Here is a 21,716-nt window from a genome sequence, read left to right on the forward strand (position 1 = left end):
CAACAGGACTGTGGATGAACGCAACTGTCGTTGCACTGTATTGTCCGTGAACGCACCGCGAGGAGGAGTCCGTGCCCGGAGGCAGGCTGACCCTCGACGACCGCCGCCACATCGCGGGCTGGCTCGCCGACGGGCTCGGGTACGCCGAAATCGGACGGCGGCTCGGCCGCCCGACCTCCACCGTCAGCCGGGAGGTGGCCCGCAACAGCACGTCGGGCGAGTACCGGCCCGCCCGCGCGCAGGAGGCCGCCGGCCAGCGCGCCCGGCGACGCCGGCGCCGGCCGGGCGGCGAGCAGGCCGGGGTCGTGCGCGGCTTCGTGGACGAGTTCGCGGCCCTGCTGGCCGCCACCGGCCTGCCGCGGATGACCGCCCGGGTGTTCACCTGCCTGCTCACCGCCGAGGCCGGCGGCCTGACCTCGGCCGAGCTGGTGCGGCTGTTGCAGGTCAGCCCGGCGTCGGTGTCCAAATCCATCGGTGCCCTCGAAGCGATGGATCTGGTCGCGCGCCGGCCGGACCCCGGCGGTCGGCGCGAGCGCTACCGCGTCGACGACGACGTGTGGCTCCGGGCATGGCAGGCCGACACCGGCGCCCACGGCCGGCTGGCCGCCGCCGCGCGCCAGGGCAGCGAGCTCTTCGGCCCGGACACGACCGCCGGCGCCCGGCTCGCCCGGATGGGGCGGTTCTTCGGACGGCTCAGCGAGCAGATGGGCGGCAGCACCGTCGCGGAGGCCGCCGGCTACGACGCCTTGACCGTGGTCGCCGCACTGGTGCACGCCCGCCGTCCGCTGGCCGTGGCCGAGCTCGCCACCGCGCTGGGCTGGCCCGAGGACCGCGCGGCGGCCGGGCTGGACGCGCTCCGGCGCCGTCCGGCGATCGCCGATCCCCTGGCCCTGCACGACGCCGGCGCCGGGACGGTCACCGTCACGGCGAGGCCGGATCGCCTGAGCCCGGCCCAGCGCGAAGGGATCCGCCGGTTTCGCGCGGATTTCCCGGCCGCGGTGGCTACGGTGGAGGGGTGCCGCACCTCTTCGCCACCAGCGACCTCCACGTGACCCACGAGGGCAATGGCCCGATCCTCGACTCGGTCGTGCCGGAAACCCCCGAAGACTGGCTGCTCGTCGCCGGCGACGTCGCCGAGCTGGCCGAAGCCACCATCGGGACGCTGAAGACGCTGCGCAGCCGGTTCGCGAAGGTCGTGTGGGTGCCGGGCAACCACGAGCTGTGGACGACGAAGAACGACGCCTGCCAGCTGCGGGGCCAGGCCCGGTACGAGCACCTGGTCGAACGGTGCCGCGAGATCGGCGTGCTGACGCCGGAGGACGAGTTCCCGGTCTGGCGGCACGGCCCGCGGCCGCTGACGATCGCGCCGCTGTTCCTGCTCTACGACTACAGCTGGCGGACCCCGGACGCGCAGGGCAAGCCCCTGGAGGAGGCCCTGCGCCAGGCGCGCGAGGCCGGGGTGGTCTGCACGGACGAGTACTTCCTGCACCCGGACCCGTACCCCAGCCGCCAGGCGTGGTGCGCCGACCGGCTGAAGATCAGCACCGAGCGCCTCGACGCGATCCCCGGCGACCACGGCACGATCCTGATGTCGCACTGGCCGCTGCACCGCCACCCGACGGCGCCGCTGTACTGGCCGGAGTTCGCGATGTGGTGCGGCACGACGAAGACCGAGGACTGGCACGTCCGCTACCGCGCGGAGATCGCCGTCTACGGCCACCTGCACATCCCGCGCAGCACCGAGGCCGACGGCGTCCGGTTCGAAGAGGTCTCGCTGGGCTACCCGCGCGAGTGGCGGAAGCGGGCGCGGGGTGCGGTGCCGATGCGCCGGATCCTCTGGCCGTCCTGATCGGGCGGGGTGCGGCGGGGGCGGCTCCGGTGGTGATCGGGGTCGGCTTGTGCCGCCGACGTGGCCCGGCTCGCCGCTTCGACGGCTGCTGTGGGCTCGGGCGCTCCGGCCATCCTGATCGGGCGGGGTGCGGCCGGCCGACGGTGATCCGCCCGGGCGGCTTGCCGGTCAGCCGGCCGCGGCCGGCCGACGGTGATCGCCCGGCCGTCATGATTCCGCGCGCCGCCGCTCCCTGAGCGCGCGCACCCGGCCCCGGCTGGCGCAGGCCGGCGACGGGCACCAGCGCCGCCGTCCGCCCGGGTCGGCGAACACGCCGCGGCAGTCCTGCTCGGGGCAGGCCCGCAGGTCGTGCCGCAAGGGACCGGTGAGCCAGTCCGCGGCCTGGTGCGCCAACCGTGCGAAGGCGGCCTCCGCCGTCGGCGGGGCGCTGCGGTGCAGCCGGTCGAGTGCGGCCAGGTGCACCGGCTCGGTCTTGAGGAACGCCGTCAGCGGGCTGACCTGGCCGGCTTTCGGCGGAATTCCGCCGACCGCGCCCAAGGCGAGTTCGCGGAGGACCTCGCGCAGCCGGTGGGCCTCGCGCAGGTCGGCGTGCGTGACCGGCGCGAGCGGGGTCAGCTCGGAGCGGGCCAGCCAGTCGCGCAGCCGGTCGACGGTCGGCAGGCGCTCGACCGGCTGGGACCCGAAGTGGCGGCCGCGGGTGGCGAGCAGGTTCAGCCAAGGTGCGCCCATGTCGAGGCGGAAGTCTTCGGACACCTCGCCATCGTAACGGTTGAGGCGTTACACTCGCCGGTGTGACTGGGGAACTCAAGGTCCGTACGGTGCTGGGCGACATCGATCCGGCCGAACTCGGCGTGACCGACGCGCACGACCACCTCTTCTTCGCCTCGAAGCTGCTGCCGGGCCAGGAACTGGACGACCCGACCGCCGCCGCCCACGCGCTCCTCGAGTTCAAGATGCGGGGCGGGGCGGCGCTCGTCCAGTGGACGCCGTACGGCCTGACCCGGCGCACCCGCGAGCTCGCCTGGATGTCGGAGGAGGTCGGCGTGCACGTGGTCGCGGCCACCGGCCTGCACCGCGTGGAGCACTACGCCCCGGTGATCCTCGGCCGCGTCATCGACGGCCTGGTCAAGGAGTTCGTCGCCGACCTCACCGAGGGGACCCAGCCCGCCGACCTGCCCGACGAGCCGCGGACCGGCCCGCGGGCCGGGCTGGTCAAGGTGGCCGGCGCGTTCCACACGATCGACTCCCACGCCCGGCTGACGATGACCGCCGCCGCGGTCGCCCACCAGGAGACCGGCGCGCCGATCGCCGTGCACCTCGAACTCGGCACGGCGGGCCTGGAGACGGTCGAACTGCTCTGCGGCAAGCTGGACGTTCCCCCGGAGAAGGTGATCCTCGGGCACCTCAACCGCAACCCGGACCCGCGGCTGCAGCGGGAGATCGCCGAGACCGGCGTGTTCCTCGGGTTCGACGGCCCGTCGCGGGCCAACCACGCCACCGACTGGCGGCTCTTCGACGGCCTCGAAGCGCTCGTCGAGGCCGGGCACGGCGGGCAGCTCCTGCTCGGCGGCGACACGACCACCGCCGCCGCCCGCGACCAGCCGGGCGCGTCCTACCTGCTCACGACGCTGGCACCGCGGCTGACCGAGCGGCTCGGCGGCGACGTCGTCACGGCCGTGCTGGTGGCGAACCCCGCGCGGGCGTTCGCCACCAGCTGGCGGTGACGTTCAAGCGTGGTGACTCAGCGCAGGCCGAAGCCTTCCTGCCCGCCGCCACGGCCGCGGCGGCGCAGGTAGCGCTCGAACTCGGCGGCGATCTTGTCGCCGCTGACGTCCTGCTCGGCGACCTCGCTCTGCGCGTCGCCGCGCTCTTCGAGGCTGCGGACGTACTCGCTGATCTCTTCGTCCTCGTCGGCCATCTCGCTGACCGTGCGCTGCCACTCCTCGGCCTGCTCCGGCAGGGCGCCCAGCGGGATCTCGACGTCGAGGATGTCCTCCAGCTTGTGCAGCAGCGCCAGCGTCGCCTTCGGGGACGGCGGGTGCGACACGTAGTGCGGCACCGCGGCCCAGATCGAGACGGCCGGGATGCCCGCCTGCACGCAGTAGTCCTGCAGGATGCCGACGATGCCGCTCGGGCCCTGGTAGTTGTTCAGGTCGAGGCCGTACAGGGACGCGGTGTCCTTGTCGTAGGCCGTCCCGGTCACCGGGACCGGCCGGGTGTGCGCGGTGTCGGCCAGCAGCGCCCCCAGCGTCACCACGGTCGCGACGTCCAGCTGCTTGATGTGGTCCAGCAGCTCGGCGCAGAAGGCGCGCCAGCGCATGTTCGGCTCGGGACCCTGCACGAGGACGACGTCGCGGTCGAACCCGTCGGGGCGGCACACCGACAGCGTTGTCGTCGGCCAGTCCACCCGTCGAGTGACGCCGTCCACCATCCGGACGGTCGGGCGGCTGACCTGGAAGTCGTAGTAGTCGTCGGGCTCCAGTTCGGCCAGCGGCGTGGCGTCCCAGTTCAGCTGCAGGTGCTCGACCGCCCGGCTGGCCGCGTCACCTGCGTCGTTCCAGCCTTCGAAGGCGACCACCATCAAAGGCCGGGTGGGTTCGGTGCGGTCGCCGGGCGGCCGCGGGGTCTCGTCGACGGGCTCACTCACCGGACCAGCCTACGACCACCGGCCTTACCCTGTTCAGCATGTCCGACCGCCTGTCGCCGCCCTTCCTCGACGCCCTTCGCTCGCGCGTTCTGGTGGCCGACGGCGCGATGGGCACCGCCCTGCAGGCCCACGAGCTCAGCCTGGCCGACTTCGACGGCCTCGAAGGCTGCAACGAGATCCTCAACGTCACCCGGCCGGACGTGGTCCACTCGGTGCACCGGGGCTACCTGGAGGCGGGCGCGGACGCCGTCGAAACGAACACTTTCGGGGCCAATTTCGCCAACTTCGCCGAGTACGGCATCACCGGCCGGATCTTCGAACTCGCCGAGGCCGGCGCCCGCTTGGCCCGCGAGACCGCCGACGAGTTCGCGACGCCGGACCGCCCGCGGTTCGTGCTCGGCTCGATCGGACCGGGCACGAAGCTCCCGACGCTCGGCCACGCGCCGTTCACCACGCTGCGTGACGCCTACCGCGAGGAAGTCCGGGGCCTGCTGGCCGGGGGCGCCGACGCGGTGATCGTCGAGACCACCCAGGACATCCTCCAGACGAAGGCGTCGGTCATCGGCGCGAAGCGGGCGATGGCCGCCGAGGGCCGAGCCGTGCCGATCCTCGTTTCGATCACCGTCGAAACGACCGGCACGATGCTGCTCGGCACCGAGGTCGGCGCCGCGCTGGCCGCGCTGGAGCCGCTCGGCATCGACGTCATCGGGCTCAACTGCGCCACCGGGCCCGCCGAGATGAGCGAGCACCTGCGGCAGCTGGCCAAGCACGCCCGGGTGCCGCTGTCGGTGATGCCCAACGCCGGCCTGCCGGAACTGGGCCCGGACGGCGCGGTCTACCCGCTCGGCCCGGAAGCGCTGGTGGAGGCCCTGACCGGGTTCGTGCGCGAGTTCGGCGTCGGCCTGGTGGGCGGCTGCTGCGGCACGACCGGCGAGCACATCCGGCAGCTCGCCGCGGCGGTCGCCGGCACCGCGCCGGTCCCGCGGCGGCCGCGGCCCGAGCCGGGCGTGTCGTCGCTGTACCAGGCGGTGCCGTTCAAGCAGGACGCCAGCGTGCTGATGATCGGCGAGCGGACCAACGCCAACGGCTCGAAGGCCTTCCGCACCGCGATGCTGGAGGGCCGCTGGGACGACTGCGTCGAGATCGCCCGCGAGCAGACCCGCGACGGCGCCCACCTGCTCGACCTGTGCGTCGACTACGTCGGCCGCGACGGCACCGCGGACATGGCCGAGCTCGCCGGGCGCCTGGCCACCGCCTCGACGTTGCCGATCATGCTCGACTCCACCGAGGTACCCGTGCTTCGCGCGGGCCTGCAGCGGCTCGGCGGCCGGTGCGCGGTCAACTCCGTCAACTACGAGGACGGCGACGGCCCGGAATCCCGCTTCACCCAGGTCATGGAGCTGGTCAGCGAGTACGGCGCCGCGGTCGTCGCCCTGACCATCGACGAAGAAGGCCAGGCGCGGACCGCGGCCAAAAAGGCCGGCATCGCGTCGCGGCTGATCGCGGACATCACCGGCAAGTGGGGCCTGCGAACGTCCGACGTCATCATCGACGCGCTGACCTTCACCATCGCCACCGGCCAGGAGGAGTCGCGCCGCGACGGCATCGAAACGATCGAGGCCATCCGCGAGATCAAGCGCCGCCACCCCGAGGTGCAGACCACGCTCGGCCTGTCCAACATCTCCTTCGGCCTCAACCCGGCCGCGCGGCAGGTGCTCAACTCGGTGTTCCTGCACGAGTGCGTCCGAGCCGGGCTCGACACCGCCATCGTGCACGCGTCGAAGATCCTCCCGATGGCGCGGATCCCGGACGACCAGCGCGCGGTCGCCCTGGACCTCGTCTACGACCGCCGCCGCGAAGGCTACGACCCGTTGCAGGAGCTGATGGCCCTGTTCGAGGGCGTCAGCGCGGCGTCGTCCAAGGCATCGCGCGCGGAAGAACTTGCCGCGTTGCCGCTGTTCGAACGTCTCGAACGCCGGATCGTCGACGGCGAGCGCACCGGCCTCACCGACGACCTCGACGCGGCCCTGGAGCAGCGGCCCGCCCTCCAGATCATCAACGACACGCTGCTGTCCGGCATGAAGACCGTCGGCGAGCTGTTCGGCTCCGGGCAGATGCAGCTGCCGTTCGTGCTGCAGTCCGCCGAGGTGATGAAGGCCGCCGTCGCCCACCTCGAACCGCACATGGAGAGCGGCGACGACTCCGGCAAGGGCCGGATCGTGCTGGCCACCGTGCGCGGCGACGTGCACGACATCGGCAAGAACCTCGTCGACATCATCCTCTCCAACAACGGCTACGAGGTCGTCAACCTCGGCATCAAGCAGCCGATCACGGCCATCCTCGACGCGGCCGACGAACACGGCGCCGACGCCATCGGGATGTCCGGGCTGCTGGTGAAGTCCACGGTGATCATGAAGGAGAACCTCCAGGAGATGAACTCCCGGGGCGTCGGGGCGCGCCGGCCGGTGCTGCTCGGCGGGGCGGCGCTGACCCGGCCCTACGTGGAGAACGACCTGAGCGAGCTCTACCTCGGCGAGGTCCGCTACGCGCGGGACGCCTTCGAAGGCTTGCGGCTGATGGACGCGATCATGGCCGCCAAGCGCGGGGAATCGCCGCTGGTGGACGCCGACGCGGAGAAGAAGCGTCAGGAGCGCAAGGAGCGCCGCGAACGCTCGCTGCGGATCGCCGAGGCGCGCAAAGCCCGCAAGGCCGACGAGGAAGCCCTCGAAGGGCCGCTGCCCGCGCGTTCGGACGTCGCCACCGACGTGCCGCTGCCGGCCCCGCCGTTCTGGGGTTCGCGGGTGGTCAAGGGCGTCGCCCTCGCCGACTACGCCGCCCTGCTCGACGAGCGTGCGACGTCCATGGGGCAGTGGGGGCTCAAGGGCGCCCGCGGTGGCGCCGGGCCGACGTACGACGAACTCGTCGAGTCCGAAGGCCGGCCGCGGCTGCGGTACTGGCTCGACCGGCTGACCGCCGACGGCGTCCTGGCCCACGCGGCCGTCGTCTACGGCTACTTCCCGTGCGTCGCCGAGGGCGACGACCTCGTCGTGCTCACCGAGCCCGCACCCGACCCGCCGGAGCGAGTGCGCTTCACCTTCCCCAGGCAGCGCCGCGACCGGCGGCTCTGCCTCGCCGACTTCTACCGGCCGCGTGAAGCCGGTGAAGTGGACGTCGTGCCGTTCACCGTCGTCACCATGGGCCAGCCGATCGCCGACTACGCGAACGAGCTCTTCGCGGCCGACGCCTACCGCGACTACCTCGAGGTCCACGGCCTCGGCGTCCAGCTGACCGAGGCGCTGGCCGAGTACTGGCACTGCCGCATCCGGCAGGAGCTCACCTTCCCCGGCGGTGTGGCGGTCGCCTCAGAGGACCCGGACGACGTCGAGGAGTTCTTCAAGCTCGGCTACCGTGGAGCGAGGGTTCTCCCTGGGCTATGGCGCCTGTCCCGATCTCGAAGACCGGGCGAAGATCGTCGCCCTCCTCGAGCCGGGCCGGATCGGCGTCAAGCTGTCCGAGGAGTACCAGCTGCACCCCGAGCAGTCGACCGACGCGATCGTCTGCCACCACCCGGAAGCCGAGTACTTCAACACCTGAGGAGCCTCCACTGTGGACCGTATCGACGCCGTGTTGTGGGACATGGACGGCACGCTCGTCGATTCCGAGAAGCTGTGGGACATCGCGCTGTACGAGACGGCGGAATGGCTCGGCGGCAAGCTTTCCGAGGAACAGCGCATGACGCTCGTCGGGTCCAACATGGACGACACGTCGGCGTACCTCCTCGAAGTGGTCGGCCTTCCGGTGACGCCCGAGGCGATCGCGTCGACCGGCGCCGAGATCCGCCGTCGCACGGCGGGGTTGTTCGACGACGAGCTGCCGTGGCGCCCCGGCGCCCGCGAAGCGCTGACGGCGGTGCGCGAAGCCGGGTTGCGGTCGGCACTGGTCACTTCCACCGAACGCGACCTGACCGAACTCGCGCTGAACACGATCGGGCGGGACTTCTTCGACGTGACCGTCTGCGGCGACGAGGTCGAAGGTCTGAACAAGCCGCTCCCGCGCCCGTACCTCAAGGCGGCCGAGCTGCTCGGTGTCGACCCGGCACGCTGTGTCGCGGTGGAGGACTCGCCGCCGGGCACCGCCTCCGCCGTCGCGGCGGGCTGCACGGTCCTGGTCATTCCCAACGACGTCCCGGTCGAGGCGGGGGAGCGGCGCGTGTTCCGCGACTCCCTGGTGGGCATCGACGTGCCGGCCCTGGCGGCCCTGCTCGGCTGACCACGACCATGTCGCTTTTCCGCTAGCCCGGGGTGGCCCGGGTCCGCGATGCTGACGTGGTGCATGAGGACTTCGAGCAGTGCGTGCGGATCGTGCAGGCGAAGGACGCCCGGTTCGACGGGTGGTTCTACTGCGCGGTGCTGACGACCCGGATCTACTGCCGGCCCAGCTGCCCGGTCGTGCCGCCCAAGCGGCAGAACATGAGCTTCTACCCGAGCGCCGCGGCCGCCCAGCAGGCCGGGTTCCGGGCGTGCAAGCGCTGCCGTCCGGACGCCAGTCCCGGCTCGCCGCTGTGGAACGAGCGCGCCGACCTGGTGGCGCGCGCGATGCGGCTGATCGCGGACGGCGTCGTCGACACCGAAGGGGTCAGCGGCCTCGCCGCCCGGCTCGGCTACAGCGTCCGGCAGGTCGAACGGCAGGTGTTCGCCGAACTCGGCGCCGGACCGCTGGCGCTGGCCCGGGCCCAGCGCGCACAGACCGCGCGCACCCTGATCGAGACGACCGCGCTGCCGATGACCGAGCTGGCCCTGGCCGCCGGGTTCGGCAGCATCCGGACGTTCAACGACACCGTCCGCGAGGTGTTCGCCCTCTCGCCGACCGAACTGCGGCAGCGCGCGAAGGGCAGGCCCTCGGCGGCCGGGGCGCTGGTCCTGCGGCTGCCCTACCGGAAGCCGCTGTGCCCGGACAACCTCTTCGGGCACCTCGTCGCGACCGGCGTGCCGGGCGTGGAGGAGTGGCGGGACGGCACCTACCGCCGGACGCTGCGGCTGCCGCACGGCCACGGCGTCGTCGCGCTGCGGCCCGAAGACGGCCACATCGCCTGCCGGCTCACCCTGGCCGACCTGCGGGACCTCCCGGCCGCGACCAGCCGGTGCCGCCGCCTGCTCGACCTCGACGCCGACCCGGTCGCCGTCGACGACCAGCTCGCCACCGACCCGGTCCTCGCCCCGCTGGTCGCGGCCGCCCCCGGCCGCCGGGTCCCGCGCACGGCCGACGGCGCCGAGTTCGCCGTGCGGGCCGTGCTGGGCCAGCAGGTCTCGACGGCGGCGGCGCGGACCCACGCGGCGCGGCTCGTGGTCGCGCACGGCGAACCGGTCGACGACCCCGAAGGCGGCCTGACCCACCTGTTCCCTTCGCCCGAGGCGCTCGCCTCGCTGGACCCCGAGACCCTGGCCATGCCGCGCAGCCGCCGTCGCACCCTGCTCGGGCTGGTGTCGGCGCTGACCGACGGCCTGGACCTCAGCGCGGGCAGCGACTGGGAAGCGGCGCGGGCCGCGCTGGGCGCATTGCCCGGCTTCGGGCCGTGGACGGTCGAAAGCATCGCGATGCGCGCTCTCGGCGACCCGGACGCGTTCCTCCCCACCGATCTCGGCATCAAGTACGCGGCGGAGACCCTCGGCCTCGGCGGCCAGGCCGCCGTCGTCGCCCGGTCCGCCGCGTGGCGCCCCTGGCGCGCCTACGCCACCCAGCACCTGTGGGCCACCGGAGACCACGCGATCAACCGGATGCCCGCGGCATGAAACCGACAGGAGAAACCATGCGCACCCACGCCGTCGTCGACAGCCCGTGCGGCCCGTTGACGCTGGTCGCCGAGGGCGCCGCGCTCTGCGGCCTCTACATGGTCGACCAGCGCCACCGCCCGGACGAGCTGACCTTCGGCTCGCACGACGCGAGCGCGGAAGTCTTCGACCGCGCCGAAACCGAGCTGAAGGAGTACTTCGCCGGGCAGCGCCACGAGTTCGAGGTGCCGCTGGCCTTCGTGGGCACGCCGTTCCAGCGGCTGGTCTGGGCGGAGCTGCGCAAGATCCCCTACGGCACGACGATTTCCTACGGGCAGCTGGCGGACCGGCTGGGCAACCCGGCGGCGTCGCGTGCCGTGGGCCTGGCCAACGGCAAGAACCCGATCGGCATCATCGTCCCCTGCCACCGGGTGGTCGGCTCGACCGGCTCGCTCACCGGCTACGGCGGCGGTCTCGAGCGCAAGCGGTACCTGCTGGACTTCGAGCAGGGCGTGCTGTTCTGAGTCCCGGCCCGATCTGAGTCCCGGCGCGGCGAGTCCCAGCCCGTGGGAGCCGGCGTCCACGGCAGTGTGAGATGGGCGGCACCCGCGGCGGGGCGGGGCGGCGCCACGGGGTCCGGGATGGAAGGATTCCGGACCGTGAAGACCTTCGATGAGCTGTTCGCGGAGCTTGCCGAGCGCGCGCGTACCCGTCCCGACGGGTCCGGCACCGTCGTCGCCCTCGACGCCGGGGTGCACGCCCAGGGCAAGAAGGTGCTCGAGGAAGCCGGCGAGGTGTGGATCGCCGCCGAGCACGAGTCCGACGCCCGCCTCGCCGAGGAGATCTCCCAGCTGCTGTACCGGGTGCAGGTGCTGATGCTCGGCCGCGGGCTGTCGACCGAGGACGTCTACCGCTACCTGTGACGGGACGCCCGGTGCTGGACCGGGCGAGGAACGAGGAGAGAAGCGAAATGCTGCGTGTTGCCGTGCCGAACAAGGGAGCCCTCGCCGCCGCGGCGACGGAGATGCTCGGCGAAGCGGGCTACCGCAAGCGGCATGAGCAGCGCGACCTGACGGTGCTCGACCCGGTGAACGAGGTCGAGTTCTTCTTCCTGCGGCCCAAGGACATCGCCATCTACGTCGGCTCCGGCGAGCTCGACCTCGGCATCACCGGCCGCGACCTCGCGCTCGACTCCGGCGCCCCGGTCGAAGAGGTCCAGGCGCTCGGCTTCGGCGGCTCGACGTTCCGCTACGCCGCCCCGGCCGGCCGGGACTGGAAGCCGGCGGACCTGCACGGCAAGCGGCTGGCGACGTCGTACCCGCGGCTGGTCCGCGACGACCTCGCCCGCCACGGGGTCGAGGCCGAGGTGATCCGCCTCGACGGCGCGGTGGAGATCTCGATCCAGCTCGGCGTGGCGGACGCGATCGCGGATGTCGTCGAGTCGGGCCGGTCGCTGCGGCAGAACAACCTGGTGGCGTTCGGCGACCCGATCTGCGTGTCGGAAGCCGTGCTGCTGCAGCGCCGGGGCACCGAGGAGAGCAAGCCGAAGTCGCAGCTGGCCGCGCGCCTGCGCGGGGTCGTGTTCGCCCAGCAGTACCTGATGCTCGACTACGACTGCCCGCGGACGCTGGTGGAGCGCGCGATCGCCATCACGCCGGGCCTGGAGTCGCCGACGGTGGCGCCGCTGGCCGACGAAGACTGGGTGGCCGTGCGCGCGATGGTTTCGCGCAAGAAGGTCAACCTCGTCATGGACGAGCTGGCCGAAGTGGGCGCCAAGGCGATCCTGGCGTCGGACATCCGGTCCTGCCGGCTCTGACCTCCCGGCAACAGCCCTCACCCGTATGCAGTGAATGACTCATTCCTGGCGTCCGAAGTCAGGAATGAGTCATTCACTGCGGCTCAGCGTGGGCGGTTCGGCTTCTTCGGCAGCAGGTCGTAGAGGCCCTTGCGGGCGCCGTTGTCGTTGACGTTGCGGGCCACCGCGACCTCCGAGATGAAGTCCTCGAAGACGAACTCCTCGTCGGCCGGGACCACCGCCGGCGCGGCGTTGTGCTCCAGGTGGCTGTCCAGCGTTTCCGCGATCTCGCGGAAGGACAGCGCCTGCAGCGTCTCCGGCGCGTACGTCGTCACCGGGACGCCGTGCGCCGCCGCCTCGTTCATCACCACGCCCAGCGGCAGGTGCGACAGCATCGGGATGCCGAAGTCGTACATTTCCTGCAGGGCCGCGGCCGCGTAGTGCGAGATCGGCCGCCGGTACAGGCTCGGCACCAGGCCGAACCAGGACAGCGGCTGCCGCCCGACGGTCTGCTCGACGTACCGGACCTGGTCGGCCAGCAGCCGCAGGGCGCGGATGCTGGTCTTGTCCGGCTGGACCGGGACCAGGATGCCGTGCGACGCCGCCAGCGCGTTGTTCGTCAGCACGTCCAGCGCGGGCGGGCAGTCGATGACGCAGTGGTCGTAGTTGGCGAACTGGATGACCCGCGCGAGCTGCCAGCCGGGCACGCGGAACGAGTCGAGCCGCCGGATCAGGTCGAACATCCCCGGGGACGTCGGCACGACGTCGAGCGCGCCGCCGCGGCCGAGGTTGCTGCGCGGGTGCGGGACGACGAGGTCCTCGATCGGGCCCTTCCACGTCTTGGCCAGCGCCTTCGCCAGGCTCGGCCGGTCCGTGGGGACTTCGGACAGCCCGAGCATCTCGGTCGTCGCGTGGCCCTGAGGGTCGAGGTCGACCAGGAGCACCCGGCGGCCCTTCTCGGCCAGTGCGGCCGCGGTGCCGACGCTCAGTGAGGTCTTGCCGACCCCGCCTTTCTGGTTGACCACCGAGGTGATCTGCATGCCGGAGCGCTCCTCAAGTCGGTCGTTCCGCGAAGGCTATTGGATGCGGGCCCGTTGTGGGTGGCTATCCGCCCCCGGCCTGTCGCGGCCGGACCATCAGCGCCTGCGCGCCGGTGGCCACCGGGCCGTCGGCGTCGTGCAGGATGCTGGTCGCCGTGCCGATGCCGTGCCGGCCGACGAGCGTGACCGCGTCGAGGCCGATCCACTCGCCGGCCGGCGTCCGCCGCAGGTGCACGGTGAGTTCCGAGTTGATGAACCACCACTGCCGCGGGTCGAGGTAGTTGGACACGCCGTTGCCGGAGTCGGCGACGGCGAACAGCCGCTGCAGGCCGCTCGGTTCCTCGCCGTCGACCAGCGGGACGCGCTGGCGGGCCCACACGGCGGCCGGACCGGGCACGTCCATGCCGCCGCGCACCGCGCGCCACTCGACCGCGTCGAGGTAGCCGGCCTGCCAGCCCTCCGGCCACGGTGACTCTTCGACACTGCCGGCTCCGGGCAGCAGCGGGCCGGCGTCGGTGCCGATCTCCGCCGTGTCGGACGTCGCGATGCGCCACGCCGATGCCCGCGCGACGACCCGCCCGGCGCTCGCCAGCTCGGCCTGCAGCAGTTCGACCGACCGGCCGGGCCGCTCGATCCGGGCCCGCACGGTGAGCTCGGCGACCGGGGCCGGGCCGAGGATCTCGACGGTCACGCGGGCGAGCTCGGCCGGGTGGGCGGTTTCGACGGTTTCGAGGGCTCGGACGAGCAACGCCGACGGCGGGCCGAAGTGCTGGGCGTCCGGCGTCCACGGCCCGGCCGTGTGCCCGGTCGCGGCGAACCGGCCGTCGCCGAGCGGGACGTAGAAGGCGTCGGCCATCAGTCGGCCCGGTCCAGCGGCGTCTCGTCGCCCGCGTCGGGCTCCGGCCAGCCGGGGTACTCGGGCGGGGTGCCGCCGTACTCGGGGCAGTGCGCCTGGTGGTCGCACCAGTTGCACAGCTTGCTCTTGTTCGCCCGGAAGTCGCCGGTCTTGCCCGCCTTGAGGATGGCCTGCCAGATGGCTTCCAGCGTGCGTTCGAAGCGCAGCAGCTCGGCTTCGTCCGGGGTGTAGGCGAGCGATTGGCCGTCGGTGAGGTACATGAGCTTGAGCTGGCGCGGCACGATCCCGCGCAGCCGCCACAGCACCACGGCGTAGAACTTCATCTGGAACATCGCCTTGGCCTCGCCGATCTCGCGCGGCGCGGCACCGGTCTTGTAGTCGACGACCCGGATCTCGCCGGTCGGCGCGACGTCGAGCCGGTCGATGTAGCCGCGCAGCAGGACACCGGAGCCGAGCTCGATCTCGACGTGCAGCTCGCAGGCCTCGGGTTCCAGCCGCCGCGGGTCTTCCAGCTCGAAGTAGGCGTCCAGCAGCTTTTCCGCCGACCGGAGCCAGTCCGCGTGGTCGTCGGGCTTTCCGCCGTCGAACAGTTCGGTCCACTCCGGACGGTCCGCGGACAGCTCGCTCCACGCCGGGCCGAGCAGTTCCCGCGCCTGGGCGGGGACCCGTTCGGCGGCCGGGAGGGCGAAGAGCCGCTCCAGGACGGAGTGGACGAGGGTGCCGCGCAGCTGGGCCTTGGTCGGGACCTCCGGCAGCCGGTCGACCGCGCGGAACCGGTAGAGCAGCGGGCACTGCTTGAAGTCGCTGGCCCGTGACGGCGACAACGCGGGCCGCCGCCGCACCTCGGTGGCGACGGCGGTGGCTGGGGTGTCGGTGGTCACGGTGTCGGCGTCGGGCATGGGCAGAGCGTAACGCCGGGGTCCGACAGTTCCGGCGACCGCAACGCCCGCCACCGCATACCGGCCTGGACGACACGCGTACCCCGGCGGACGACACGCGTACGGGAACGGACGACACGGCCACCGTCGCCGTGTCGTCCGTCCAGGTACGCGTGTCGTCCCGCTGAGTACGCGTGTCGTCCGTCCGGGTACGCGAGCCGACCGCTGAGTACGCGTGGTCCGTCCGGGTCGGGTGTCGTCCGGTTGCGACACCGGTGGGGGCCGGATCACCCGTTACCCACACCCGGGGCTCTAGGCTCTCCGCATGGCCGCGACCAGTGAGCAGGGCACCGGGGGGACCCGGCAGGCCGTCCGCTCGGACGGCGGCCTCGTGCTGTTCCGGGTCGCCGGGGTGCCGGTGCTGCTCGCGCCGTCCTGGTGGGTCGGCTCGCTGGTCGTCGTCGTGCTCTACGCGCCGCTGGTCGGGCGGCTGCTCCCGGACGCTTCGGCCACGACGTCCTGGCTGCTGGCCGGCGCGTTCGCGCTGCTGCTGGGCCTGTCCGTGCTCGCGCACGAGCTCGGGCACTGCCTGGTCGCGCTGCGGCTGGGGATCCCCGTGCGGCGGCTGCGGCTGTTCCTCCTCGGCGGTCTGTCCGAAGTGGCCCGCACCCCGAAACGCCCGGGTGACGAAGGCCTGGTCGCCGCCGCCGGTCCCGCCGTGTCGCTGCTGCTCGGCGGCTTCTGCGGGCTGCTGATGTTCGCCGTGCCGCCGGACGGCGCGGTGTGGATGCTCGTGGCCGAGTGCGCGGTGGCGAACCTCGCCGTCGGCGTGTTCAACCTGCTGCCCGGCCTGCCCCTCGACGGCGGCCGGCTGGTCCGCGCGGGCGTCTGGGCGGCCACCGGCATCCGCGCCAAGGGCACGCGCGCGGCGGTCGCCGGCGGTGCGGTCGTCGCCGCGGGGCTGGTGGTCTGGGCCCTGTGGGGCCTGGCGACCGCGAGCCCGGACCGCTGGCTGCGGCTGGGCGTCTGCGTCGTGACGGCGTGGTTCGTGATCCTCGGCGCGCGTTCGGAGCTGGCCGCCGAAGCCCGCCGCACGTGGCCGGAAGGCCTGGTCCTGGGCGAGCTGGTCCGGCCGGTGCTGCAGCTGCCCGCCGAAAGCCCGGTGTCGGACGCGCTGGCCGCGTCGGCGGGCCGGGGTGTGGTCCTGGTCCGCGCCGACGGCGTGGCGGCCGGGCTCCTGGACGTGGGCGCGGCGGAGCGGCTCGCGAGCTCCTCGCCGCACGCCCCGGCCGAGTTCGCGGCCGAACCGATCCGGGCCGAGACCGTGCTGCTGGCGTCGGAGCCGGGGGAGGACGTCGTCGAGCGGGTCCGCGAAACCGCGGCGTGGCAGTTCCTCGTGGTCGACGACGAGGGCCGCCCGGCGGGCGTGCTGCGCCGGGACGACCTGCGGGCCGCGCTGAACCGCCGCACCCGCTGAGCCCGGCGCCCGCGCGGCCTGCGAAGATCTGGCGTCGGCCAAACGGGTTACAGCAGGAGGAAGTGTTGTCGGTCAGCGGACCGTTTAGCGCGGGTGATCGGGTGCAGTTGACCGACTCGAAGGGGCGGCACTACACCCTGACGCTGGCCGCCGGTGGTGAGTACCACACCCACCGCGGTGCCTTGGCCCACGACGACCTGATCGGCCGGCCCGAGGGGTCGGTGGTCACGTCCGCGGGCGGGTCGACCTACCTCGCGCTGCGCCCCCTGCTGCCGGACTACGTCCTCTCGATGCCCCGCGGCGCGCAGGTGATCTACCCGAAGGACGCGGCCCAGATCGTGATGTGGGGCGACATCTTCCCCGGCGCGCGCGTGCTCGAGGCGGGCGCCGGTTCCGGCGCGCTGACTTGCTCGCTGCTGCGCGCGGTCGGCCCGGCCGGGCAGGTGCACTCCTACGAGATCCGCGACGACCACGCCGAGCACGCCGAGCGCAACGTGGTGAAGTTCTTCGGCGAGAAGCCGGCCAACTGGTCGCTCACCGTGGCCGACCTGGCCACGCACGAGGGCGAGGTCGACCGGGTCGTGCTGGACATGCTGGCGCCGTGGGACCAGCTGCCGAACGTGGCCGCCCACCTCGTGCCGGGCGGCGTGCTGACGGTCTACGTCGCGACCGTGACGCAGCTTTCGCGCGTCACGGAGTCGCTTCGCGAGCAGCAGTGCTGGACCGAGCCGGAGTCGTGGGAGACGCTGATGCGCCCGTGGCACGTGGTGGGCCTGGCGGTCCGCCCGGACCACCGGATGGTGGCGCACACGGCGTTCCTCCTCACGGCGCGCCGGCTGGCGGACGGCACCGTGTCCCCGCGGGTCTCGCGCCGTCCCAGCAAGGGCAAGGGCTGAGGCAGTGCCGCCGCGCCGGAAGGCCGGATTCGCGGCGGCCGCGGTCGTGGTCGCCGTCCTGGTGGTGCTGTGCGTGGGCTTCGCGCCGTCCTGGCTCGTCGGCCACGCACCCGGGCTGGGGGCGGCGGACCGGCTGAAGGCCGTGAACGACGTCCGCGCCACCCTGCTGCAGGCACTCGGCGGCCTGCTGGCGCTGGCCGGGGTCGGGCTGGGCGCCGTCCTCACGTCCCGGCAGCTGCTGCTCAACCGCGAAAGCCGGTCGATCGACCTGTTCACCAAGGCGATCGACCAGCTCGGTGCCGAGCGGGAGCCGACCCGGCAGGGTGCCGTCTACGCGCTGGAGCAGCTGGCGGAGCTCGACTCCCGGTACCGCGGGCACGTCCACGCGCTGCTCACGTCGTTCATCTGCTCCCGGGCGCCGTGGGTGCCCGGGACGACGCGCCGCGAGGGCGGGCCGGCCGGCGACGTCGCGGCCGCGATCGCCGCGCTGGGCCGCGGCGGGATGATCGAGCCGGGCGCGGCGTCCGAGCTGGAACGGGTCGACCTGCGGGACGCCGATCTGACCGGCCTCGTGATCCCGCGGGTCTGTTTCGCGGGGGCGAACCTGGAGGGCGCGGTGCTGCGGAACGCGAGCCTCGCCGGCGCGACCTTGACCGGCGCTCTCCTGCGGGACGCGGATCTGCGCGGGGCCGACCTCAGCGCGGCCGATCTGGCGGACGCGGACCTGACCGGAGTCCTCGCCGACGCGACCACCCGCTGGCCAGACGGGTTCACGCCACCCGGCGCGCAGCAGCTGCCGCGGACCTGAGCGGACCCGGGTCCCGGGGCTCAGCCCGGCACGCACCAGCGGCCGTTCTCCTTGTGCAGCGGGAAGGGCGTGTCCTTGGTGCCGCCCGCCGCTTCGACGTGCACCTTCGCCGTCGCGGACTCGCCGCGCAGCTCGGGCGGGGCGGCCAGCTTCGCCGTGACCGGGCCCGCCGCGTCCCAGGTTCGCTGGAGGCCGGCGAGCGCCTCGGCGGTCTGCGGGCGGCAGGTGAGCTTCCCGAACGCCGCCGAGTCGTGGCGGGCGATCGCGTCGACGATCGCGCGGGCCAGTACCGCCACCGCCGCGGTGTCGGCCTCGTCGGGGGCCGGTGGCGGAGCCGACGGACGGGGCGGTGGCGTCGGCGTGTCCGACGCCGCGGGCGGGGAGCCGGCCGGGGCGACCAGCAGCAGCCCGAGCACGGCGCCCGCCCCGGCCACGCCGAGCAGCACCAGCCCGGCGGTCAACGCGCGGTTCACCGCCGCCGGGTGCTCACGAGCCGTCCGCGTGGACGTTGGACAGGCACCAGAGCCCGGATTCCTTCTGCGCCGACATCGTGCCGACCTTGGTCTTGCTGCCGTCGGTGGCCGAGTAGCGGACGGTGGCCTTGTCGCCGGTCTCCTCCGGGGTGCCGGTCAGCTTCACCGTGACCTTCGGGATCTCGCCCGTGGTGCCTTCGAAGACGCTGCGGCAGATGGTGTCGCCGAGCGCCTTCTCGTCGCCCGCGTTATAGGCCGAGAGGGTCGTGTCGAACAGCTCCTGGGAGCTGGGCTTGCCGCTCGGCGCCGGGCCCCCCGCCGGCTTGCTGCTCTTCGACGTCGGGCTGGTCGGCGCGGTGCTCTTGGGCTTCGGGGTGGACGCCTTCGGCACCGTCGAGGGCGGGATCGGCGCGGACGAACTGCTGGCCGCGGGCGGTGCGGCGGTCTGCTGGTCGTCGCCGTTCATGAGCACGAACGCGGTCACGCCGCCGCCGACGAGCACCACCGCGGCCGCCGCGATGGCGACGATCAGGCCGGTTTTCTTCTTGGGCGGGGGCGCTTCGCCGAAGCTGCCGCCGTACGGGTCGTGGCCGCCGAACGACTGGGGCGGCTGGCCCCACTGGTCCTGCTGACCGTATTGCGGGTAGCCCTGCTGGTCCTGCTGGCCGTACTGCGGGTAGCCCTGCTGGGGCTGAGGGCCCGTCTGCGGCTGGTAACCGCCCTGGCCGGGCTGCTCGTACGGCCCGGGCTGCCCGTACTGCTGCGTGCCGTCGTACGGGCCGGGCTGGCCGAACTGCTGGGTGCCGCCGTAGCCGGGCTGGGCCTGGGGGCCGCTCTGGGGGTAACCGCCCTGCTGCGGCCGGCCGTACGGCCCGGGCTGCTGCCCGTAGCCGTCGGGCTGCTGGCCGTAGCCGCCCGGTTGCTGCGGCGGGTAGGTCATGACAGGTGCCCCCTAGCGTTCCTTCGATGGCGCCCGGCCATCGGGCCGGCACGGCGTCGCCCGATGCTAGCCACCGGGCCGTCCCGCCGCGCGGTTAGGGCGGAACTGGCCGGAATTGCCCGGATCCCGGGCGAGGTTGGGGGTGCCGCGGGCGGGGTACTCCCGACGTGCTTGCTTCATCCCGGCCCGGACGAACTCGTCACACACCGGCGTCACGGCACCGAAATGGCCGCTTGCGCTGCGGGAATGTCCGTGCTGGGGGTGGCCGGCAAACCGCGACGCGCCGATCTTGTGATGCGGAAAGGCCTTTTCTTGTCGGTGATCGCCGGTACCGTGGAATGAAAAGCACTCCGAGGAGGTGCCCGATGCATCATGACCTTCCCGGAGGTCGGCGCGAGGAGGCCGACCCTTCAGCAACATCCGGAGCTGGGACGACGGCGGACGAGCAGGCTCGGCAGATCCGTTTTCTCGAGGAAGAAGTGGCGCTGCTGCGCCGCAAACTGACGGACTCGCCACGGCAGAACCGCGTTCTCGAACAGCGGCTCGCCGAGGCCTCGGAAAGGGTGAGCCAGCTCACCGAGCGCAACACCAAACTGGTCGAAACCCTGCGCGAAGCGCGAGGACAGCTCCTCGCCCTCCGCGAAGAGGTCGACAGGCTGGCCCAGCCACCGTCCGGGTACGGCGTCTTCGTCGAGGCGTACGAGGACAACACGGTGGACGTCTTCACGGCCGGCCGGAAGATGCGGGTGTCGGTCTCACCTGCGGTCGAGCTCTCATCGCTGCGTCGCGGCCAGGCGCTGCGGCTCAACGAGGCGCTCACCGTGGTCGAGGCCGGCGGCTTCGAACGCGTCGGTGAGGTGTGCGCCCTGCGCGAGGTGCTCGCATCGGACGTCGAGGGCGGCAGCCTTCGCGCGCTGGTGGTCGGGCACGCGGACGAAGAGCGGGTGGTCCTGCTCTCCGACCTGCTGGCCGAGCAGCCGCTCAAGCCGGGCGACTCGCTGCTGGTCGACTCCAAGGCCGGCTACGCGTACGAGCGCGTGCCGAAGGCGGAGGTCGAGGACCTGGTGCTGGAGGAGGTGCCCGACGTCCGCTACGAGGACATCGGTGGCCTCACCCGGCAGATCGAGCAGATCAGGGACGCGGTCGAGCTGCCCTTCCTGCACGCCGATCTCTACCAGGAGTACCAGCTGCGCCCGCCCAAGGGTGTCCTGCTCTACGGCCCGCCGGGCTGCGGCAAGACGCTCATCGCCAAGGCGGTGGCGAACTCGCTGGCCAAGAAGGTGGCGGCGGCGCGGGGCGACAACGAGGACGGGAAGTCCTACTTCCTGAACATCAAGGGTCCCGAGCTGCTCAACAAGTTCGTCGGGGAGACCGAGCGGCACATCCGCCTGATCTTCCAGCGGGCGCGGGAGAAGGCCTCCGAGGGCACCCCGGTGATCGTGTTCTTCGACGAGATGGACTCGATCTTCCGGACCCGTGGGTCGGGCGTTTCGTCCGACGTGGAGACCACGATCGTGCCGCAGCTGCTGTCGGAGATCGACGGTGTCGAAGGCCTGGAGAACGTCATCGTCATCGGCGCCTCCAACCGCGAAGACATGATCGACCCGGCGATCCTGCGGCCGGGCCGGCTCGACGTCAAGATCAAGATCGAGCGTCCGGACGCCGAAGGCGCGAAGGACATCTTCTCCAAGTACCTGGCCGAAGGCCTGCCGATCCACGCCGACGACCTCGCCGAGTTCGGCGGGGACCCGAAGGCGACGTTCGACGCGATGATCCAGCACACCGTCGAGCGGATGTACGAGGAGAGCGACGAGAACCGGTTCCTCGAGGTGACCTACGCCAACGGGGACAAGGAAGTCCTGTACTTCCGCGACTTCAACTCGGGCGCGATGATCCAGAACATCGTGGACCGGGCGAAGAAGTCGGCGATCAAGTCGGTGCTGGAGACCAAGCAGCCCGGTCTCCGCGTGCAGCACCTGCTCGACGCGATCGTCGACGAGTTCGCGGAGAACGAGGACCTGCCCAACACCACCAACCCGGACGACTGGGCCCGGATCTCCGGCAAGAAGGGCGAGCGGATCGTCTACATCCGCACGCTCGTCACCGGCAAGAACCAGGACTCGGGGCGGGCGATCGACACCGCCACGAACACCGGTCAGTACCTGTAGTTCGAACGCGCGATGGGGCGGCCGCTTCGGCGACCGCCCCATCGGCTGAGGCGGGTGAGGTGCGGCGGCGGGAAGAGCACACCCGCCAACCCCCCGCCGAGGGGGTGGGGGGGGGGCACCC

At 72.6% G+C, this 21,716-nt stretch carries 19 protein-coding genes and 1 pseudogene; 13 read left to right on the forward strand and 7 right to left on the reverse strand.

Features of this window, described 5'->3' with window-relative positions:
- Positions 1-71: 71 nt before the first annotated feature.
- The gene (locus tag AB0F52_RS37765) at positions 72-1,052 is read left to right on the forward strand and encodes a helix-turn-helix domain-containing protein (protein WP_360181378.1); all 981 of its coding nucleotides are present in this window, start codon (positions 72-74) and stop codon (positions 1,050-1,052) included.
- Entirely contained in the window at positions 1,016-1,849 is an 834-nt protein-coding gene (locus tag AB0F52_RS37770; RefSeq protein WP_360181381.1) for a metallophosphoesterase, read from the forward strand. Before AB0F52_RS37765 ends, AB0F52_RS37770 begins: the two co-directional genes overlap by 37 nt.
- A gap of 207 nt (positions 1,850-2,056) precedes the next feature.
- Here the strand turns inward: AB0F52_RS37770 and AB0F52_RS37775 are convergent, their stop codons facing one another.
- Complete coding sequence (locus AB0F52_RS37775) at positions 2,057-2,602, reverse strand: CGNR zinc finger domain-containing protein (protein ID WP_360181384.1); 546 nt, start codon at positions 2,600-2,602, stop codon at positions 2,057-2,059.
- A gap of 38 nt (positions 2,603-2,640) precedes the next feature.
- Here AB0F52_RS37775 and AB0F52_RS37780 point away from each other — a divergent pair, with 38 nt between their 5' ends.
- Entirely contained in the window at positions 2,641-3,573 is a 933-nt protein-coding gene (locus tag AB0F52_RS37780) for a phosphotriesterase (RefSeq protein ID WP_360181387.1), read from the forward strand.
- Positions 3,574-3,590: 17 nt separating this feature from the next.
- Here the strand turns inward: AB0F52_RS37780 and AB0F52_RS37785 are convergent, their stop codons facing one another.
- Positions 3,591-4,496: a PAC2 family protein gene (locus tag AB0F52_RS37785; RefSeq protein ID WP_013226750.1), complete on the reverse strand. Its 906-nt coding sequence runs from the start codon at positions 4,494-4,496 to the stop codon at positions 3,591-3,593.
- A gap of 38 nt (positions 4,497-4,534) precedes the next feature.
- Here AB0F52_RS37785 and metH point away from each other — a divergent pair.
- From metH to hisG, 6 genes and pseudogenes are all read left to right on the forward strand, one after another.
- Positions 4,535-8,090 (forward strand): annotated as a pseudogene (gene metH / locus AB0F52_RS37790) (methionine synthase).
- Positions 8,091-8,132: 42 nt separating this feature from the next.
- Positions 8,133-8,765: an HAD family phosphatase gene (locus AB0F52_RS37795; protein ID WP_360181704.1), complete on the forward strand. Its 633-nt coding sequence runs from the start codon at positions 8,133-8,135 to the stop codon at positions 8,763-8,765.
- A 59-nt stretch (positions 8,766-8,824) separates the two neighbouring features.
- On the forward strand, positions 8,825-10,285 hold the full coding sequence (locus AB0F52_RS37800) for an AlkA N-terminal domain-containing protein (RefSeq protein WP_360181390.1): 1,461 nt from the start codon (positions 8,825-8,827) through the stop codon (positions 10,283-10,285).
- Positions 10,286-10,302: 17 nt separating this feature from the next.
- Positions 10,303-10,788: a methylated-DNA--[protein]-cysteine S-methyltransferase gene (locus tag AB0F52_RS37805; RefSeq protein WP_360181393.1), complete on the forward strand. Its 486-nt coding sequence runs from the start codon at positions 10,303-10,305 to the stop codon at positions 10,786-10,788.
- Between the two features lie 135 nt (positions 10,789-10,923).
- A complete protein-coding gene (locus AB0F52_RS37810; protein WP_360181396.1) occupies positions 10,924-11,187 on the forward strand; it encodes a phosphoribosyl-ATP diphosphatase in 264 nt (87 codons plus the stop codon).
- Between the two features lie 47 nt (positions 11,188-11,234).
- Positions 11,235-12,080 (forward strand): ATP phosphoribosyltransferase, encoded by an 846-nt coding sequence (gene hisG, locus AB0F52_RS37815; protein ID WP_360181399.1) that lies wholly within the window; start codon positions 11,235-11,237, stop codon positions 12,078-12,080.
- An 83-nt stretch (positions 12,081-12,163) separates the two neighbouring features.
- Here the strand turns inward: hisG and AB0F52_RS37820 are convergent, their stop codons facing one another.
- From AB0F52_RS37820 to AB0F52_RS37830, 3 genes are all read right to left on the reverse strand, one after another.
- Positions 12,164-13,099 carry a ParA family protein gene (locus AB0F52_RS37820; RefSeq protein ID WP_360181403.1) on the reverse strand — a complete coding sequence of 312 codons (936 nt, stop codon included), beginning with the start codon at positions 13,097-13,099 and terminating at the stop codon, positions 12,164-12,166.
- A 64-nt stretch (positions 13,100-13,163) separates the two neighbouring features.
- Entirely contained in the window at positions 13,164-13,955 is a 792-nt protein-coding gene (locus AB0F52_RS37825) for a thioesterase family protein (RefSeq protein ID WP_360181406.1), read from the reverse strand.
- Entirely contained in the window at positions 13,955-14,854 is a 900-nt protein-coding gene (locus AB0F52_RS37830; protein WP_360181409.1) for a RecB family exonuclease, read from the reverse strand. Before AB0F52_RS37830 ends, AB0F52_RS37825 begins: the two co-directional genes overlap by 1 nt.
- Positions 14,855-15,158: 304 nt before the next feature.
- Between AB0F52_RS37830 and AB0F52_RS37835 the strand changes: the two genes are divergently transcribed.
- The 3 genes from AB0F52_RS37835 to AB0F52_RS37845 all read left to right on the forward strand — a co-directional run bounded on the left by AB0F52_RS37835 (position 15,159) and on the right by AB0F52_RS37845 (position 18,014).
- On the forward strand, positions 15,159-16,310 hold the full coding sequence (locus AB0F52_RS37835; protein WP_360181411.1) for a site-2 protease family protein: 1,152 nt from the start codon (positions 15,159-15,161) through the stop codon (positions 16,308-16,310).
- A 65-nt stretch (positions 16,311-16,375) separates the two neighbouring features.
- Positions 16,376-17,206 (forward strand): tRNA (adenine-N1)-methyltransferase, encoded by an 831-nt coding sequence (locus AB0F52_RS37840; RefSeq protein WP_103342775.1) that lies wholly within the window; start codon positions 16,376-16,378, stop codon positions 17,204-17,206.
- 4 nt (positions 17,207-17,210) lie between these two features.
- A complete protein-coding gene (locus AB0F52_RS37845) occupies positions 17,211-18,014 on the forward strand; it encodes a pentapeptide repeat-containing protein (RefSeq protein ID WP_360181414.1) in 804 nt (267 codons plus the stop codon).
- Between the two features lie 20 nt (positions 18,015-18,034).
- Here AB0F52_RS37845 and AB0F52_RS37850 read toward each other — a convergent pair whose 3' ends face one another.
- Together AB0F52_RS37850 and AB0F52_RS37855 are read right to left on the reverse strand one after the other, a co-directional pair.
- The gene (locus AB0F52_RS37850) at positions 18,035-18,487 is read right to left on the reverse strand and encodes a hypothetical protein (RefSeq protein WP_360181417.1); all 453 of its coding nucleotides are present in this window, start codon (positions 18,485-18,487) and stop codon (positions 18,035-18,037) included.
- A 13-nt stretch (positions 18,488-18,500) separates the two neighbouring features.
- Positions 18,501-19,427: a hypothetical protein gene (locus AB0F52_RS37855; protein WP_360181420.1), complete on the reverse strand. Its 927-nt coding sequence runs from the start codon at positions 19,425-19,427 to the stop codon at positions 18,501-18,503.
- A 365-nt stretch (positions 19,428-19,792) separates the two neighbouring features.
- Here AB0F52_RS37855 and arc point away from each other — a divergent pair, with 365 nt between their 5' ends.
- Entirely contained in the window at positions 19,793-21,595 is a 1,803-nt protein-coding gene (gene arc / locus AB0F52_RS37860; RefSeq protein WP_285992063.1) for a proteasome ATPase, read from the forward strand.
- The last annotated feature ends 121 nt before the right edge of the window (positions 21,596-21,716 follow it).

This window comes from Amycolatopsis sp. NPDC024027, assembly GCF_040638975.1.
GTDB lineage: Bacteria > Actinomycetota > Actinomycetes > Mycobacteriales > Pseudonocardiaceae > Amycolatopsis.